Origin of the sequence: Thiemannella venezuelensis (assembly GCF_014203605.1) — a bacterium.
Lineage (GTDB): Bacteria > Actinomycetota > Actinomycetes > Streptosporangiales > Streptosporangiaceae > Planomonospora_A > Planomonospora_A venezuelensis.
Genome location: NZ_JACHJJ010000004.1, coordinates 268,074 through 281,392 on the forward strand (window position 1 = coordinate 268,074; position 13,319 = coordinate 281,392).

General features: G+C 70.7%; 14 protein-coding genes. 8 read left to right on the forward strand and 6 right to left on the reverse strand.

Going from position 1 to position 13,319, the window contains the following annotated elements:
- Nucleotides 1–154 precede the first annotated feature (154 nt).
- Nucleotides 155–646 (reverse strand): nuclear transport factor 2-like protein, encoded by a 492-nt coding sequence (locus tag FHS22_RS08880; RefSeq protein WP_184940028.1) that lies wholly within the window; start codon nucleotides 644–646, stop codon nucleotides 155–157.
- 68 nt (nucleotides 647–714) lie between these two features.
- On the opposite strand from FHS22_RS08880, the gene FHS22_RS08885 reads away from it, so the two are divergent.
- Complete coding sequence (locus FHS22_RS08885; protein ID WP_184940029.1) at nucleotides 715–1,197, forward strand: winged helix-turn-helix transcriptional regulator; 483 nt, start codon at nucleotides 715–717, stop codon at nucleotides 1,195–1,197.
- Nucleotides 1,198–1,263: 66 nt separating this feature from the next.
- On the opposite strand, the gene FHS22_RS08890 is transcribed toward FHS22_RS08885, so the two are convergent.
- Complete coding sequence (locus FHS22_RS08890) at nucleotides 1,264–2,259, reverse strand: hypothetical protein (RefSeq protein WP_184940031.1); 996 nt, start codon at nucleotides 2,257–2,259, stop codon at nucleotides 1,264–1,266.
- A 434-nt stretch (nucleotides 2,260–2,693) separates the two neighbouring features.
- On the opposite strand from FHS22_RS08890, the gene FHS22_RS08895 reads away from it, so the two are divergent.
- From FHS22_RS08895 to FHS22_RS39180, 4 genes are all read left to right on the forward strand, one after another.
- Nucleotides 2,694–2,882, forward strand: a complete 189-nt coding sequence (locus tag FHS22_RS08895; RefSeq protein WP_184940032.1) for a hypothetical protein — start codon at nucleotides 2,694–2,696, stop codon at nucleotides 2,880–2,882.
- Nucleotide 2,883: 1 nt separating this feature from the next.
- A complete protein-coding gene (locus tag FHS22_RS08900) occupies nucleotides 2,884–5,334 on the forward strand; it encodes a DUF4132 domain-containing protein (protein WP_184940034.1) in 2,451 nt (816 codons plus the stop codon).
- 468 nt (nucleotides 5,335–5,802) lie between these two features.
- On the forward strand, nucleotides 5,803–6,432 hold the full coding sequence (locus tag FHS22_RS08905) for a hypothetical protein (RefSeq protein ID WP_260407768.1): 630 nt from the start codon (nucleotides 5,803–5,805) through the stop codon (nucleotides 6,430–6,432).
- A 70-nt stretch (nucleotides 6,433–6,502) separates the two neighbouring features.
- Entirely contained in the window at nucleotides 6,503–7,459 is a 957-nt protein-coding gene (locus tag FHS22_RS39180; RefSeq protein ID WP_338047667.1) for a hypothetical protein, read from the forward strand.
- Nucleotides 7,460–7,634: 175 nt separating this feature from the next.
- Here the strand turns inward: FHS22_RS39180 and FHS22_RS08920 are convergent, their stop codons facing one another.
- Together FHS22_RS08920 and FHS22_RS08925 are read right to left on the reverse strand one after the other, a co-directional pair.
- Nucleotides 7,635–7,916 (reverse strand): HD domain-containing protein, encoded by a 282-nt coding sequence (locus FHS22_RS08920; RefSeq protein ID WP_184940037.1) that lies wholly within the window; start codon nucleotides 7,914–7,916, stop codon nucleotides 7,635–7,637.
- A gap of 102 nt (nucleotides 7,917–8,018) precedes the next feature.
- On the reverse strand, nucleotides 8,019–8,348 hold the full coding sequence (locus tag FHS22_RS08925; protein WP_184940039.1) for a PadR family transcriptional regulator: 330 nt from the start codon (nucleotides 8,346–8,348) through the stop codon (nucleotides 8,019–8,021).
- Between the two features lie 199 nt (nucleotides 8,349–8,547).
- On the opposite strand from FHS22_RS08925, the gene FHS22_RS08930 reads away from it, so the two are divergent.
- The 3 genes from FHS22_RS08930 (at nucleotide 8,548) to FHS22_RS37270 (ending at nucleotide 11,731) form a co-directional block, all read left to right on the forward strand.
- Nucleotides 8,548–9,507: an ADP-ribosylglycohydrolase family protein gene (locus FHS22_RS08930; protein ID WP_184940041.1), complete on the forward strand. Its 960-nt coding sequence runs from the start codon at nucleotides 8,548–8,550 to the stop codon at nucleotides 9,505–9,507.
- A 328-nt stretch (nucleotides 9,508–9,835) separates the two neighbouring features.
- Nucleotides 9,836–10,168, forward strand: a complete 333-nt coding sequence (locus FHS22_RS08935; protein WP_184940043.1) for a hypothetical protein — start codon at nucleotides 9,836–9,838, stop codon at nucleotides 10,166–10,168.
- 1,104 nt (nucleotides 10,169–11,272) lie between these two features.
- Nucleotides 11,273–11,731, forward strand: coding sequence for an integrase core domain-containing protein (locus tag FHS22_RS37270; protein ID WP_221473404.1), 459 nt, complete (start codon nucleotides 11,273–11,275; stop codon nucleotides 11,729–11,731).
- A gap of 241 nt (nucleotides 11,732–11,972) precedes the next feature.
- Here FHS22_RS37270 and FHS22_RS08945 read toward each other — a convergent pair whose 3' ends face one another.
- Both FHS22_RS08945 and FHS22_RS39185 read right to left on the reverse strand, forming a co-directional pair.
- Nucleotides 11,973–12,560: a TetR/AcrR family transcriptional regulator gene (locus tag FHS22_RS08945; protein WP_184940045.1), complete on the reverse strand. Its 588-nt coding sequence runs from the start codon at nucleotides 12,558–12,560 to the stop codon at nucleotides 11,973–11,975.
- 138 nt (nucleotides 12,561–12,698) lie between these two features.
- Nucleotides 12,699–13,151 (reverse strand): aldehyde dehydrogenase family protein, encoded by a 453-nt coding sequence (locus tag FHS22_RS39185; protein ID WP_221473406.1) that lies wholly within the window; start codon nucleotides 13,149–13,151, stop codon nucleotides 12,699–12,701.
- Nucleotides 13,152–13,319: the final 168 nt, after the last annotated feature.

The window sequence follows — 13,319 nt, forward strand, 5'->3', positions numbered from 1 at the left end:
CGTCGCGGGACGCGCCCCCGCCCGCCGCCGGCGCCCGCCGCCCGCCGCCCGCCGAGGGCGTGATCGCGATCTTCACTGGTCCCATGGATGCGAGGTGCTCCGAAGGGCGGGGATCGACCGCCTGGAACCGGTGCCCGCCGTCTCCGATCGGAGATCAGCCGCTCTTCGGGGAGATGAGGGGGACCAGGGTGCGGTCGCCGAAGTCGGTCATGAAGGCCAGCGGCCTCGCCGAGGCGCCGGCGAACGCGGCCAGCGCCGGTCTGCCCGCGGCCCTGGCCAGGCCGGGCCCCAGTGCGGCCATCATCGCGGTGAGCGCGGGTAGCGGCCGGATCCACATGGTGACCTCCTCGATCAGGCCGTCGCCGCCGAGGCGGACCAGGGCGGCCTCCTCCAGTTCGTGGCGGCCGAGACGGGCGGTGGCCGTGAGCATGCGGGTGCGGTCGTCGCCGACGTCGGTGTGGTAGCGGAGGTCCCGCAGGACGCCGAGAGCGACGGTGAAGAGCTGCCGGACCTGGGCGTGCCCGGCGAAGCCCGCCCTGGCGCTGAGAGGGGAGCGGAAGACCACCGCGGGGGCGAGTGCGGACATCAGCGCGTCGATGTCCTTGGCCTCGCCGGCCTCGCGGTAGAGCCGGGTGACGGCGTTCATCGGACCTCCAGTGAGTCCTGAAAGTGAACCTTGTAGGGTTCACTTTATCAACTGACTATGCTGGGGTCATGAACAGGTTCGGTGAGATGCACTGCTCGATCGCGCAGGCCGTCGGCGTGGTGGCCGAGCCGTGGACCCCGCTGATCCTGCGGGACCTGTTCCTCGGGCTGCGCCGTTTCGACCAGCTGAGCGAGGACCTCGGGATCTCCCGCAACCTGCTCACCCGGCGCCTGGACCGCCTGCAGGCGGCGGGGGTGGTGGAGAAGGCGGTCTACCAGGAACGACCGGTTCGCTACGAGTACCACCTGACCGAGGCGGGGCGCGACATCGTGCCCGCACTGATCACGCTGATGGCCTGGGGGGATCGGTGGTCCACGCCGCCCGGCGGGCCGCCCGCGCTGCTGGTCCACTCCTGCGGCGAGCAGTTCACGCCCGTGGTGACGTGTCCGCACTGCGGCGATCCCGCCGGAGCGGACACGATCACGATGGTCGCAGGCCCCGGCGCCGCGCAGGGGCCGGGGACGATGGTGCTGGCCGAATCCGCCGGCTAGGTGTTCTGTCCCGTGAGGCCGGGTACGCGGCGGGCAGCAACCGGAAGCCGCGGTGCCGCCCCCGGCTCATGACGGGATCCCCGCTCCGGCGGCCGCGCACACCGGCCGGGTACGGCGCAGGTAGGACCAGGCGGCCGCACCCAGCGCGATGCCGTACACGGCGAAGGCGCCGAGCCCGACCCAGGCCACCAGCAGGGCGTCACCCGGGGTGGGGAAGTCGCCCCGGGGGACGGTCACCGCGCCTGCTGCGCCGAGCGCGGCGTAGACGATCCCGACCGCTCCGTAGGGTGCGAGCGTGGCGGCGCCGATCAGCGCGGGGGTGAGCGGCAGCCAGCGAGGCACCCGCCTGCCGCGCAGGACGGGCGTCCATCGGGGGAACACCTGCCCCCACGGCCTCACCAGGCCGAGGATGAGGAACACCCCGAGCGCGGCCAGCAGCACCGTGGCGTCGACGCCCCAGCGCTCGAGGGTGAGCAGCACCCCGGAGGCGCCGTTGCGCTCGATCGTCGCCGTCATCTGCGCTCCGCCGACCCCGGCGAAGGTTCCGCCCAGCGCCCAGGTCGTCTTCATGGCCGCGTACGGCAGGAATGCCGCGGCGCCGGCATAGGCCGCCACCCGGACGCGCCGCGGCGCGGGTGCGGGCTCCGGCCCGCGGGTGGGGGAGGAGGCGTGCGCGGTGCCGCAGCGGGGGCAGGCGCCGTACGTGGAGGAGCGGTGGGAGCGGGCCGTGGCGATGAGCAGCACCACGCCGGTCGCGGCGAGCGTCCGGTTGGCGGTGGCCGTCCAGCTGTCGACGGTCTGGGTGAAGATGAGAGTGACCGCGTCCATCAGCAGGCCGAACGCGGCCGCACCGCTCACCAGGCACAGCCCGATCAGCATGGCGGGAACGACCCGCCGGGGAACCCGCCGGCCCCAGGGCCGCACGGCGGCCGAGGCCGCCGCCGACGCCAGGACGGCCACGACCACGATGATCCAGTTCAGGCCGACCGGAAGCGGTTCCGCGGCGCGGTAGAACACCGCGGTCCCGGTCAGCGCCGAGACCAGGCCGAACCCTCCGTACACGGCTGTCCAGCCGAGAGCCGCATACCCTGCCCGGGACGACCGCCCGCGCCCTGGCAGGCCTGCCGTACGCGCGGGTTCAGCCATGATCCGGCCTCCGGGGCGCTGCTGCGATGCGTGGCGTGTCCGTCATGCTCCGGCAATGTATGCGGGAGATCCTGTGGCGGAGCTGAGCCGGACTGAGAGGGCTCACAGGAGCCTTCGGCGGCGGCCTCGCCACGCGATGCCGGCCGGACGCCCGCTCCCGCCGCCCCCTCGCCCGGGCGATCACGGCCGTGCTGGTCGTCGGTGCCGTCGCGTTCTGGGACCGCCGTTCACCGGCTCGCGGGGCGGTCATGCCCGGTCGGAGTGCTGATGCCCTAAGACATCCGTGTTCCTGTCGGCTCTGCCTGATATCGGTTGCCTGGCAATCTTCCGTTGACTTGTGGAGCTGCGAAATGGCAATGGTCACCTTTCGAGACGAGACGGCGGCAGGGAAGCCGCTGGCCGGGTCCGCGCTGCCCGATCTGCCGGAGAGCATCCCGGCGCGGGAGCCGGTACGGCTGCGCGTCCGGGAGGAGGCCGCCCGCCGCAACGCCGACCCGGTGGTGTCGTTCATCAAGCTCCTCCCGCTGGCCGGAGGCTGACATGGGTGTCCTCGCCGGCCTGCTGCCCTCCTACGACTTCGCTCTGCACACCCTCGGCCCTACGGCCTACGACACCTTCGCCCGCTTCGACGCGGCCTTCGCCGGGGGACGGGAACTCCCGGGAGCGGAGGAGGACCTGCGGATGTTCGGCCACTGGGCGCAACTCCTGCTCAGCCTGCTCCCGGAGCGCGGCCACGACGAGCATGTCCTGCGTCTGACCAGGCTCGTCGCCGCAGCCGACATCCCCTGGACGATCGGGGACGCCCACTCCCTCCGGTGGGCGGGCGGGCTGACCGCCTGGCGGCGAACCGACCACGCGGAGCTGTACCGGATCCCGCTCGCCGCGGTCCGGCGCCTGGACTACGCCGACCGGCGCAAGGTCCTGAACAGGACGCCGGAGGAGTTCCACCGCTCCTCCCGGCCGCTCTGGGAGGCCCTGCGCGGGCAACTGGAGGAACTGCTGCTCGAACCCCCCGGGCACGGCCCGGCCGGCGCGGTCCGCAATGTGATCTGGGAGTGCGACTCCTTCGCCGGCCTGCTGGCCGAGGAGTACGGCCCGCGCCTGGCCGCCCCCGGCGTCCTGCCGCTGCTGCGCCACTGGAACACCGCCCGGTCCTCCAAGCCCGGCGACAGGTGGCTCAAGACCGCCTCGACGTTGCTGACACCCGAGGCCGCCGCCCTCGTCCACGAAATCCTCACCCTGGTCGTGGCGCACCGGGAGAAGCGCGTCGAGCACCGGGCCGACAACGGCTACGAATGGACGACGACCGTCTTCCTGCACGGGCGCACCGCCGTACCCGTGCGCGGCATGGTGTGGACCTGCGCGCTCCTCGACGAGCCGTGGGTGGTCCCGCTTCTCGGCGACGTCGCGCTGACCTGCGGCACCGGGACCGGCGGGTCGGGCCCCAACTGCCGCAGCGAGATGCTCGCCAACGCCGCGGTCGGTGTCCTGGCCCGCCGCGGCGGCCTGGAGACGGTCGCGCCGCTGGCCCGCCTCCAGGCCAGGATCCGCAAGAAGACCGTGCTGAACAACGTGGCGCGCGCTCTGAACGCGGTGGCCGAGCAGGCCGGGCTGAGCCGCGAGCAGCTGCTGGACCGCACCGTGCCGGACTTCGGCCTCGGTCCGGACGGCGTGCGCGAGGAGCGCATCGGCGACCACCGGGTACGGCTCTGCGCCGACGGCCCGGCACTGCGGTTCGTCAACGCCGCCGGCAAGACCGCCAAGGCGGCGCCGCAGGCCATCCGCGCCGATCCCGCACTGGCCGAGCTCAAGACCACCTTGAAGAGGCTCAAGCAGGCGCTGCCCGCGGAGCGGTTCCGGCTGGAGCGGGCGCTGGCCGAGGAGCGGATGTGGCGCTGGCGGCAGGTGACCGAGTTCTTCCTCGACCACCCGGTCACCGGACCGTACGCCCGCACCCTGATCTGGCAGATCCTGCAGGGCCCTGCAGGCATCCCCGTCCGGACCGCCGACGGCTGGGAGCTCACCGACCTGCGGGGGCGCCGCATCCAGCCCTACCCCGACACCCCGGTCCTGCTCTGGCATCCGATCCGCGAGAGCGCCGAGGACGTGCGGGCCTGGCGCGACCACCTGCTGGAGCACGGGATCCGCCAGCCGTACAAGCAGGCCTTCCGCGAGGTCTACCTGCTGACCCCGGCCGAGGAGCGCACCGGCACCTTCTCCAACCGCTTCGCCCGCCACACGCTGCGCTACGGCCAGGCCAAGGCCCTGTTGTCGGAACGCGGCTGGACCGGTCTGTCGCTGGGGCACTGGGACGCCGCGGGCGGTTCCGAGCAGGGCGAGGCGGTCAAAGAGCTGTCCGGCTGGCGGATCCGGTGGGACATGCACCTGCCCTGGGAGTCCTGGCGGACCGACGGGTACGACACCGCGGCGTTCTGCGTCAGCGGCCGGATCCGCCTCCAGCGCGACGAACCCTCCCCGCTCGGCCACACGCACGGCCGGACACCGCACGGGGACGCGCCCCTGGCCGAGGTGCCGCCGCTGGTGCTGTCCGAAGCGCTGCGCGACGCCGATCTCGCCGTGGGCGTCGCCTCGGTCGGCCTCGACCCGGAACCGGTGGCCGGGCACGAGGAGCACTGGCGCTCCCAGGGCTTCGGTGCGCTGACCGAGACCGCCCGCACCCGGCGCGACGCGCTGGTCCGGCTGCTGCCCCGGCTGACGATCGCCGGCCGGGCCGAGCTGACCGACCGGTTCCTGCGCGTCCGCGGCGACCTGCGCACCTACAGGATCCACCTCGGGTCGGGCAACATCCTGATGGAGCCCAACGACGCCTACCTGTGCATCGTCCCCGGCCACGACCGCGCCGCCGCCCCGGTGTTCCTGCCGTTCGAGGAGGACGGCGGCATGCTCTCGGTCATCCTGTCCAAGGCTTTCCTGCTCGCCGGCGACACGGCCATCACCGACCCGTCGATCACCCGCCAGCTCGGCGCCTGAACGTGCCGCGGCGGCCTCCCTCGTGTTCACCGCAGTCCGCTCGGGAGGCCGCCACCGGCCGCGTAGTCACTCGGGAGAACTCTCAGATCAAGCCCCGCGCGATGAATTCTGCGGCGGTGGAAGAACCCGGAAGGACCCGCTGCGGTCTGGGGCGACGGTATGGCCGGTGGAGGGAGGCCACGGACCCGTTTCGATCATGGTGCGTGCGCTGTCCGTGCATGCGAGCACGCCACAAGCGCGCGGGGGCCGGAATTCCATTCAAGAAGAGGCTTGTCCTCCGAGCTTTCGCAGGTCAGTTCATGAGCAAAAATTCGCCCTGCGGCCGTCGATCGGAGGCGGAGCGGCAGCCGGTGGCTCCGTAATGGGGTGGCCTGCGGCTGCAGGCTATGGCACGGTGAGAGGGATGAAGATCATTGCGTGTATGTTCCGCAGCGGCCGCATCCGCACGCCTCCGGATGCGGCCGACGCATGAAGTACGTCGACCTCAACGCCTCGATGACCCTGTCCGCCGGCGATGCCATTCATGGCGTCATCAGCCCGTTCCCGTATCTGGAACGGCTGCCCGAGTTCGCCGACGCGTTGCCGGCGGGCGCTCGCGCGTTCGCGGCGGATCGCCTGCACTACGACTTCCACGGCCCGCGGTGCGTGAAGGACCTCAACCTGGAGCGGATCGCGTTCGGCGAGACCGGGGGAGAGAGCTTCATGGAGCTCGCGTTCCGGCACAACTGCTGGAAGCACGAAGAGGACCTGGTCATCCGCTACGACGGCGTTTCGGACTACAGGCTCGACATCGCCGCGCCCTCTGGGGTCGAGCCGCGCAGCGTGGTGATCCTCGACGAGATCCTGCCGCACCCCGATGGGTGCAGCCACGAGATCGCCTTCCGGCCGGGAACGGTCACGGTGGTCTGCCGGGACCTGACCGCCACCTGGGTGGAGGCCGATTGCCCCGAGAAGCAGCCCCAATTCGACGGTGAGCCCGATCCAGTACTCCATGGAGGACAGAGCGGAGCTTCCCCCGACGTGCGCGTAGGGGCGCCCCAGTGCCAGGCGGAAGTCGTGAAGCCCCCCGACGCGAAGCCCTGTCGATCCTGGCGGTGAACCCGCCGATCCGCACGTGGATGGCGAGGTCAGCCGGTTCCCGTCCCGGAAGCCGGTACGGCCCGGGTGCATGCGACCGATCCTGACGGAGGCCGATGTCGCCGCCCAGAGGGAGGGGCGGATACGAAGCGATGCTGGACGCGCCTTCCGGCTCGCGCATCGTGAGTTCGTCGTCGAGTACCTCGAGGGCTGGGACCATGACATGGGAAGCAGTGAGATCAGGAAGGCATCCGCTCAGGATGAGGCAGAACTCGTAGTGCGGCTTCAGGCATGGGGCGCGCCGCGTCATGCCGCCTCGCCGCTGGCGGCCCGGCCGTACGACCTGCGCCACGCGGCCGTGTCCCTCTGGCTGGACGCGGGAGCGCACGCGCCCGAAGCGGGCGGGCCACGGCGTGGACGTGATGCTCAAGATCTACGCCAAGTGCATCGGCGGCCGACGCGAGACGGCCAACCAGCGGATAGAGGGAGCGCTCACGGCGTGAACGGCCTGGTGCGGGATACTGCTGGGGTGGAACTCTCCGCCGACCTGCGGAATCGTCTCGCGGAGTTGAGGGGTGGCCTTCTCCACGAGCGGCCTCTGCAGGGAACCGTTCCGGACGCCGGATGGCTGGCCTGTGATCTCTTGGAAGCGGGCCTCGACACGCCCGCGATTCAGGAACTGATCGAGCAGACGCTCTCCATCGGGCCGATGTCCGAAGTGGAGCCGTTGGTCCGCCGGGTGCTGGCCGAGGCCGGCTTCCCGCCCATCGACGTCCAGCGTGATCCTTGGGTCGTCGCCCGTGACGTGGCGCAGGGCATCGTGGAGGGCTCGCTGCCCATCTCGGACGGCGCGAACTATCTGATCTGGCAGTCGATGGATGAATGCGGGCATCCGAGTGAGATCACGGAGTTCATGCTCCTCATGGACGACTGGCAAGCGCGGTGCCGCACAGAGCCGCCGGCCGACGACGAGTTTCGTGAACAAGCAGCGAAGATCGTTGAAGCCGTGAACAGGCATCTCGGCACGGAGGCCGGCGGCGGGACGTAGCGCAGAAGTCGTAATGCAGTAGCCCAGGTCGGGCAGTGCTCGATCCGTTTCATATCCAGTCGTCCGGCCAGAGGGACGAAGAGATCGAGTGTCTGCCGGGGCTCGGCGCGCTGCCTGTCCGCGGGCGGGAACCGCACCGTCCGTTGATCGTGGAGGCGGTCGACCAGCCTGAGCGTCAATACGCGCTCATCGATTGAGACCTCCCGGTCGTCCGTACGGAGGTCGAATCGCCGAGGGCTCGCAGACCGGTCGGAAGAGCGGTGACCCCTTCGACGAACCCGCGGACCAGTTCCGCTTCCGGACAGCGGGTGTCGTCGAGCACGTCGTGCAGCAGGGCCGCGCACAGCATCTCGTGGCCCATGCCCGGCTCTGCCGGGATCACGGCGACCGCCACCGGATGGGTGATGTACGGCTCACCGCTGTGGCGTTTCCGTCCGCGGTGCCAGTAGGCCGCCACGGTTGTAGGCGTGCTCGATGAGCTGCCTCTGGTGCGCCCCCAGAGCGGGCGGGAGGACACGAAGGAGCGGTTCGAGGTAGTGAGCGGTTCCGGCGTCTCGGGTCATGAGGCATCTCCTGCCGTACTGGGACGGTGGAGCCAGCCCGGGGCGGGCCGGCGGCGGGCGGCGTAGGCCCGGGTGATCGCGTCACGGCTCTTCTCGGTGCCGTCAGGGGTGATCGTGTAGTAGCGGCGGCGGGGCCTGCCCGCGTCCACGTGCGTGTCGGGCTCTTCCCAGTGGCTGTTGAGCCAGCCGATCTGCTCCAGGCGGGCCAGGACGGGGTAGACCGTACCGCTGGGCAACTCGGTCGCCTCGCACAACTCCAGTCCGTAGCGCCGCTGCGCGGGATCGCTGAGGAACACGCGCAGGATCGCCTGAACCTGCATGGTCATCCGCGGATTCACTGACATAACTAGAACTCTGCATAGGGCGGCTGCGCCTGGAACGCCCCGCCAGGGGCATGGAGTCGTCACTTCGAAGAGGAGAGACACGGTCACGGCTCCGAGGCCCCATCGCAGTGATATCGGCAGCCCGGCCGATGCGGTCTGCCGCTGCGGCGTGATTCTCCCTCACTGTCGGTAGTCTCCTGCCATGGATCGTCTGGAGCGTGCCGCCGGTGCGGTCGCCGGCTCGGCGGTGGGAGACGCGCTGGGTGCTCCGTTCGAGTTCGGTCCGGCGGGGGCGTTCTCCGCTCGGTTCCCGGTGCCGGGTGCCGGGGGAGAGATGCATGCGGGCGGTGGCTGGGAGGCCGGTGAGGCCACCGACGACACGCAGATGGCCGTGCATGTCGCGGAGTCGCTGCTGGAGCGCGGGGGATTGGACCCGGCGGACGTGTTCGCCCGGTTTCAGCGGTGGGCGGCCGACGACCCCAAGGACATCGGGGTGCAGACCGAGGACGTGCTGAGTCGCGGCCTGCCGTGGGACCGGGCCGCTGACGCCCACTTCCGCAGCAGCCACCGGGCCGCCGGCAACGGCGCACTCATGCGGGCCGCCACATCGGCGGTGTACTTCGCCCGTGACGGACGGCAGGCCACGATGGAGGCCGGTCGCCGCCTGGCCGCGCTCACCCACGGCGATCCGGCGGCGTGGGAGGGCACCGCGATCTTCCACGAGCTGGTGCGCCTCGCCCTGGACGGCGCCGACTCGCTGGAGGTCCTGCCGGACATCCTCGCCGCCGTCGATCCGGAGCACCGGGAGCGCTACGCCGTCGTCCTGGACCCGGCCTGGCATCCGGATCAGGCGACCGAGTTCAACGGCGCCGTCTGGCCCTGCCTGGGCTCGGCGGTGTGGGCGGTGCGCGTCACCTCCGCCTTCGAGGACGCACTCCGGGCCGCGGTCGACCTGGGCGGGGACACCGACACCGTCGCCGCGGTCACCGGCGGCCTGGCCGGTGCCGTCTACGGCCTCGGCGCGATCCCGGTCCGCTGGACGGAGCCGCTGCACGTCCCGCTGCCCGGCAGCGGCGGCCGGGTACTGTGCCTACCGCACCTGCTCGACCTCGCCCGATACCTGGTGGAGCGGGTTCCGGTGCAGGACGGCTCGGCCGGATGATGTAGTCGATGCCGTGCCTGAGCAGAGCGGCTCCGTGGGAGGCGGGATAACCAACCGCAGGATGCCGACTCCGGAGATTGAACCTGAAGATTAAAAGAGGAAGGCTTCTTATGTCCTGCCGATTCCTCTGACCTGGATGGTCACTGGATACTCTGGCCTGGTGCGCCGGAAGTGATCCGCACATGTTCCGGATCTTGGAATCGGGCTCCGCGGCCGAAGATCTCGGCAACCCGGCCCGTCTCCCTCCTGCCAGGATGGCTCTGTGCCCTAGGAAACCGATGATCTACCCGGCCCCTGGTATCGCCTCACAGACCAAGAGCGGGGTCGGGTGCTGGAAAACGAGTTGGCGCATGAGTGCGGCAGCGATCAGCATCCCATGGTCGGGCAGAAAGTGGAGGCCGTAGCTTGCTGCGGAACGTGTGACGACGTGTTGTTCAAGTTGCTTGATCGGCAGGGCTGGGCGATCGTTCATCTCACATGGCGCAGGGAGACGAATCCGTCCTGGCCGGCATGCGACGTGATGGAGAACTGGTCGGACGTGATCGACGAAATGACCGACCGCGGCCACTGGCAGCCAGTTTGGAAGACTGCGGTACGGGATCATGTGACCTGCTGCGGCGCCGGTCATGCGGCTGATCGCGTTCTCCGTGGTTCCGTGTGATTCCCCGTGAGTGACCCTTCTGACGGGCACGCAGCGGGCACGGATCCACCCGGCGGGAACCCGCACATTCCCCCCTGCCTGATCTTCCCGTCTGCCTCGTCCCGCCCGAAGGGCAACGGGCCGACGAGGGAGGATCAAGCCCGTCTCGGCGTGTCCGTTCACCGGTAGCCGTTCCTCGATCATTGGACGCCAACGATCACAGACGGGCTTGGGCCGGAGGAGTCGGGCTGCTGGACCCTGCCTGGGACGTGGCGGGCGGGACGATCAGGCTTCCTCGGCCATTTACGGTCGTCGGCTCGGTAATCGCGATCATCCCGGAGCCGAGGCCCCCGCCGGAGGCAGGTTTTCCAACCACTGCTTTCGGTGGCCTATCCTTCGGGTGCCGCCACGGGCAAATGCGAATGGGAAAGTTCGTTACTAGCTTCGCGCTAACGCCCCTTGCAGGGATGAGCCGGTTCGAGTCCGGTAGTCCGTGGCGGCTTTTGCTTGCCTGCGTGGAGCGGAGCGGCCGGCGTCGATCCGAAGGACGCCGTAGGCGCCGCGTAGCGGTCGGGGCCGGTGGTCGGAGCGACCTTCCGGGCGGCGGTGCGGACCCCGGTGCGGCGAGCTGGTTGGGTACGGCGCGGCGGTCGTGAGTCGCCGCAGGGGGCGTTTGGCCTGCGAATCGACCCGGCACGGCGGCTCAGGCACGATCGGTTCTTGTGCCTGTCCGTCTCCTCTACCTGATCGCGCTCCGGGTGTCCGGCCGGCTGGCGCTGCCGGGCCGAAGCGAGGCGGCAAGGACGTCGAGATCATGATGCTGCGACATGAGGCGGCGGTGCTGCGGCGTCAGGTCGCCCGGCCGAAGCCGAAAACCCGGCCTGGGGATATCGCCGGATGCACGGTGAACTCATCCGGCTCGGCTACCGCGTAAGCGAAGCGACCGTACGGCGGATCCTCCGGCGCCGACGGGTTGGCCCGGCTCTCCGAGATGCCGACACCTCGTGGAGGACCTTCCTGCGCGTCCAGGCGAAAGGACTGCCGGCCGCCGACTTCTTCCGCGTCGACAGGATCTTCTTGAGACGCCTGTGCGTGCCGTTCGTCACGGAAGTCACCACTCGGCGCGTGCACCTCCTCGGTGTGACCGCCCACCCCACCGGAGTCTGGACGGCCCAGCAGGACCGCGACCTGCTCGTGGACCCCGGCGGCCGGGTCAGGTCCTTCCATTTGCTCATCCGCGACCGGGATGCCAAGCTCACCGGCGTCTTCGACGAGGTCTTCGCCAGTGAGGGCGTGACGGTGGTGAAGCTCCCGTCGCGCACGCCGCGGGCCGGCTGCTATGCGGGGCGGTGGGTGCGCACCGTACGGGCCGAGTGCACCGACCGCACGCTGATCTCCAACGAACGGCACCTGCGCTCGGCACTGGCCGGGTACGCCGATCACTGCAACGGCCACCGGCCGCACCAGTCCCGCGCGCAGCGGCCACCCGATCACGACGAGCGGACCGCCGTCCCGCTGGAAGGCCGGATCGAACGCCGGAAGGTGCTCGGCGGGCTGATCGACGAGTACCACCGAGCCGCGTAGCCGCTCCGGAGAATCCCCGGCTCAAGCCCTACGCGATGGATTGTGAAGCGGTGCAGGACCGTGCTGGTCGTGCCCCGTCGCACGATCCGCTGCAGCTTCCGTCCTTCTCGGTCGGTGAGCGTGCGGACCTTGACCGGTCGCGTCATCCGGCCTCCTGGGTGCTGATCGAACGTGATCAGCACCCATCCGACCGGCCGGGACGTCCTGCGCACCGACCCGGTGATCGTTTCCGGTCACAGCACTAGGGAGTCGTGGAGGCTGGGGGCAGCAGCGCGTGGATGGCGGAGCGGACGCGGTCGGCGGCCTGTTGCGGTGTGGAGGTGTCGAACTTCCCGTCGAGGTGGAGGAAGGCCAGACCGTGGACCAGCGCCCAGATCGCGTTCGCCAGGGGCTCGGTTTCACGGGAGGGGAAGGCGCTGCGCACGATGTCGTGGAGGTAGCCGGAGATGGCGGCGATCGCGGCGGCGCGCTCCTCGCTGGTCGGGTCGCAGGGCTCGGCGAACATGACCTTGAACATCGCAGGACGTTCGACGGCGAAGCGGACGTAGGCGACCGCGATCTCGGCGAGATCGTCAGTGGTCCGGGGCGCGCGATGGGCGGCGGCGAGGTGCTCGGTGAGTTCGCGGTAGCCCTGGGCCGCGACCGCGGAGACGAGCACGTCACGGTCGGCGAAGTGGCGGTAGGGGGCCGTGGGCGACACGCCGGCCCGGCGCGCCACCGCCCGCAGCGACAGCCCGGCGCCGCCGTCCTCCTCCAGCAGTTCCCGCGCGGCGCGCAGGCAGGCGGCGCGCAGATCGCCGTGGTGATACGGGACGCCGGTTCGCGACACGGAACACTCCTTCACGGGGCGGCGGGTCCACAGCGGATGTATGCAGTGCACACAATGGTACCGGCGTGGCATGCCCCGAGGCACCGGCCTGCTCCTGGGAGGCGACTCGACCGATCCGGGCACCGGCCGCGGACTCCCTCAGCGGGCGCCGGCGCCTTCAGGAGCTTCAGCGTGCCGGTGACGAGGGCCGCCCAGGTGGCGGGTGAGATTCGAGCGGGCGGGGAGAACCCGAGCAGGCGCCGGTGGCCACGGTCTGCGGCTCGGTGTGCTTGAGGATTCCGGCGGCGCCGTGGCGGCGGCCGAGCCCTGAGTCGCCCATCCCGCCCATCGTCGCGTCGATGCTGCCCCACGCGGCGGCGAAGGCCTCGTTGACGTTGACGGGTACCGGCGCGCGCGGCCCCGGACCGCGCTGCGGGACCAGAGGCCGGCATTCAGACCGTACGGCGAGGCGTTGGCCGGCGTGATCGCCTCCGCGTCGTCGCGGAAGGAGCAGACGGCGACGACGGGGCCGAAGGTCTCCTGCTCGTACAGCGCCATGTCCGGGGTGACGTCGGCGGCCCGCTCGAGGCCGGCGTCGTCGAGGACGATCATGGCGTTCTTGCCGCCGTGCTCCAGGGACGCGCCGATGAGCCTTCACCGGCCTCGCGGGCGATCCGGCGTTCGCCGGCGGTTGAGCCGGTGAACATCAGGTAGTCGGCGCCGTCCATCAGCGCGTCCCCGATGGGGGCAGACCAAGTACACCGGAAAGGGTTGATAGGG

What these genes read in the sequence shown, in the direction of transcription:
- FHS22_RS39185 (WP_221473406.1), bottom strand. Translation starts at nt 13,151, where the DNA reads ATGATCGTCCTCGACGACGCCGGCCTCGAGCGGGCCGCCGACGTCACC.
- FHS22_RS08885 (WP_184940029.1), top strand. Translation starts at nt 715, where the DNA reads ATGAACAGGTTCGGTGAGATGCACTGCTCGATCGCGCAGGCCGTCGGC.
- FHS22_RS08900 (WP_184940034.1), top strand. Translation starts at nt 2,884, where the DNA reads ATGGGTGTCCTCGCCGGCCTGCTGCCCTCCTACGACTTCGCTCTGCAC.
- FHS22_RS08930 (WP_184940041.1), top strand. Translation starts at nt 8,548, where the DNA reads ATGGATCGTCTGGAGCGTGCCGCCGGTGCGGTCGCCGGCTCGGCGGTG.
- FHS22_RS08880 (WP_184940028.1), bottom strand. Translation starts at nt 646, where the DNA reads ATGAACGCCGTCACCCGGCTCTACCGCGAGGCCGGCGAGGCCAAGGAC.
- FHS22_RS08905 (WP_260407768.1), top strand. Translation starts at nt 5,803, where the DNA reads ATGAAGTACGTCGACCTCAACGCCTCGATGACCCTGTCCGCCGGCGAT.
- FHS22_RS39180 (WP_338047667.1), top strand. Translation starts at nt 6,503, where the DNA reads ATGCGACCGATCCTGACGGAGGCCGATGTCGCCGCCCAGAGGGAGGGG.
- FHS22_RS08895 (WP_184940032.1), top strand. Translation starts at nt 2,694, where the DNA reads ATGGCAATGGTCACCTTTCGAGACGAGACGGCGGCAGGGAAGCCGCTG.
- FHS22_RS08925 (WP_184940039.1), bottom strand. Translation starts at nt 8,348, where the DNA reads ATGACCATGCAGGTTCAGGCGATCCTGCGCGTGTTCCTCAGCGATCCC.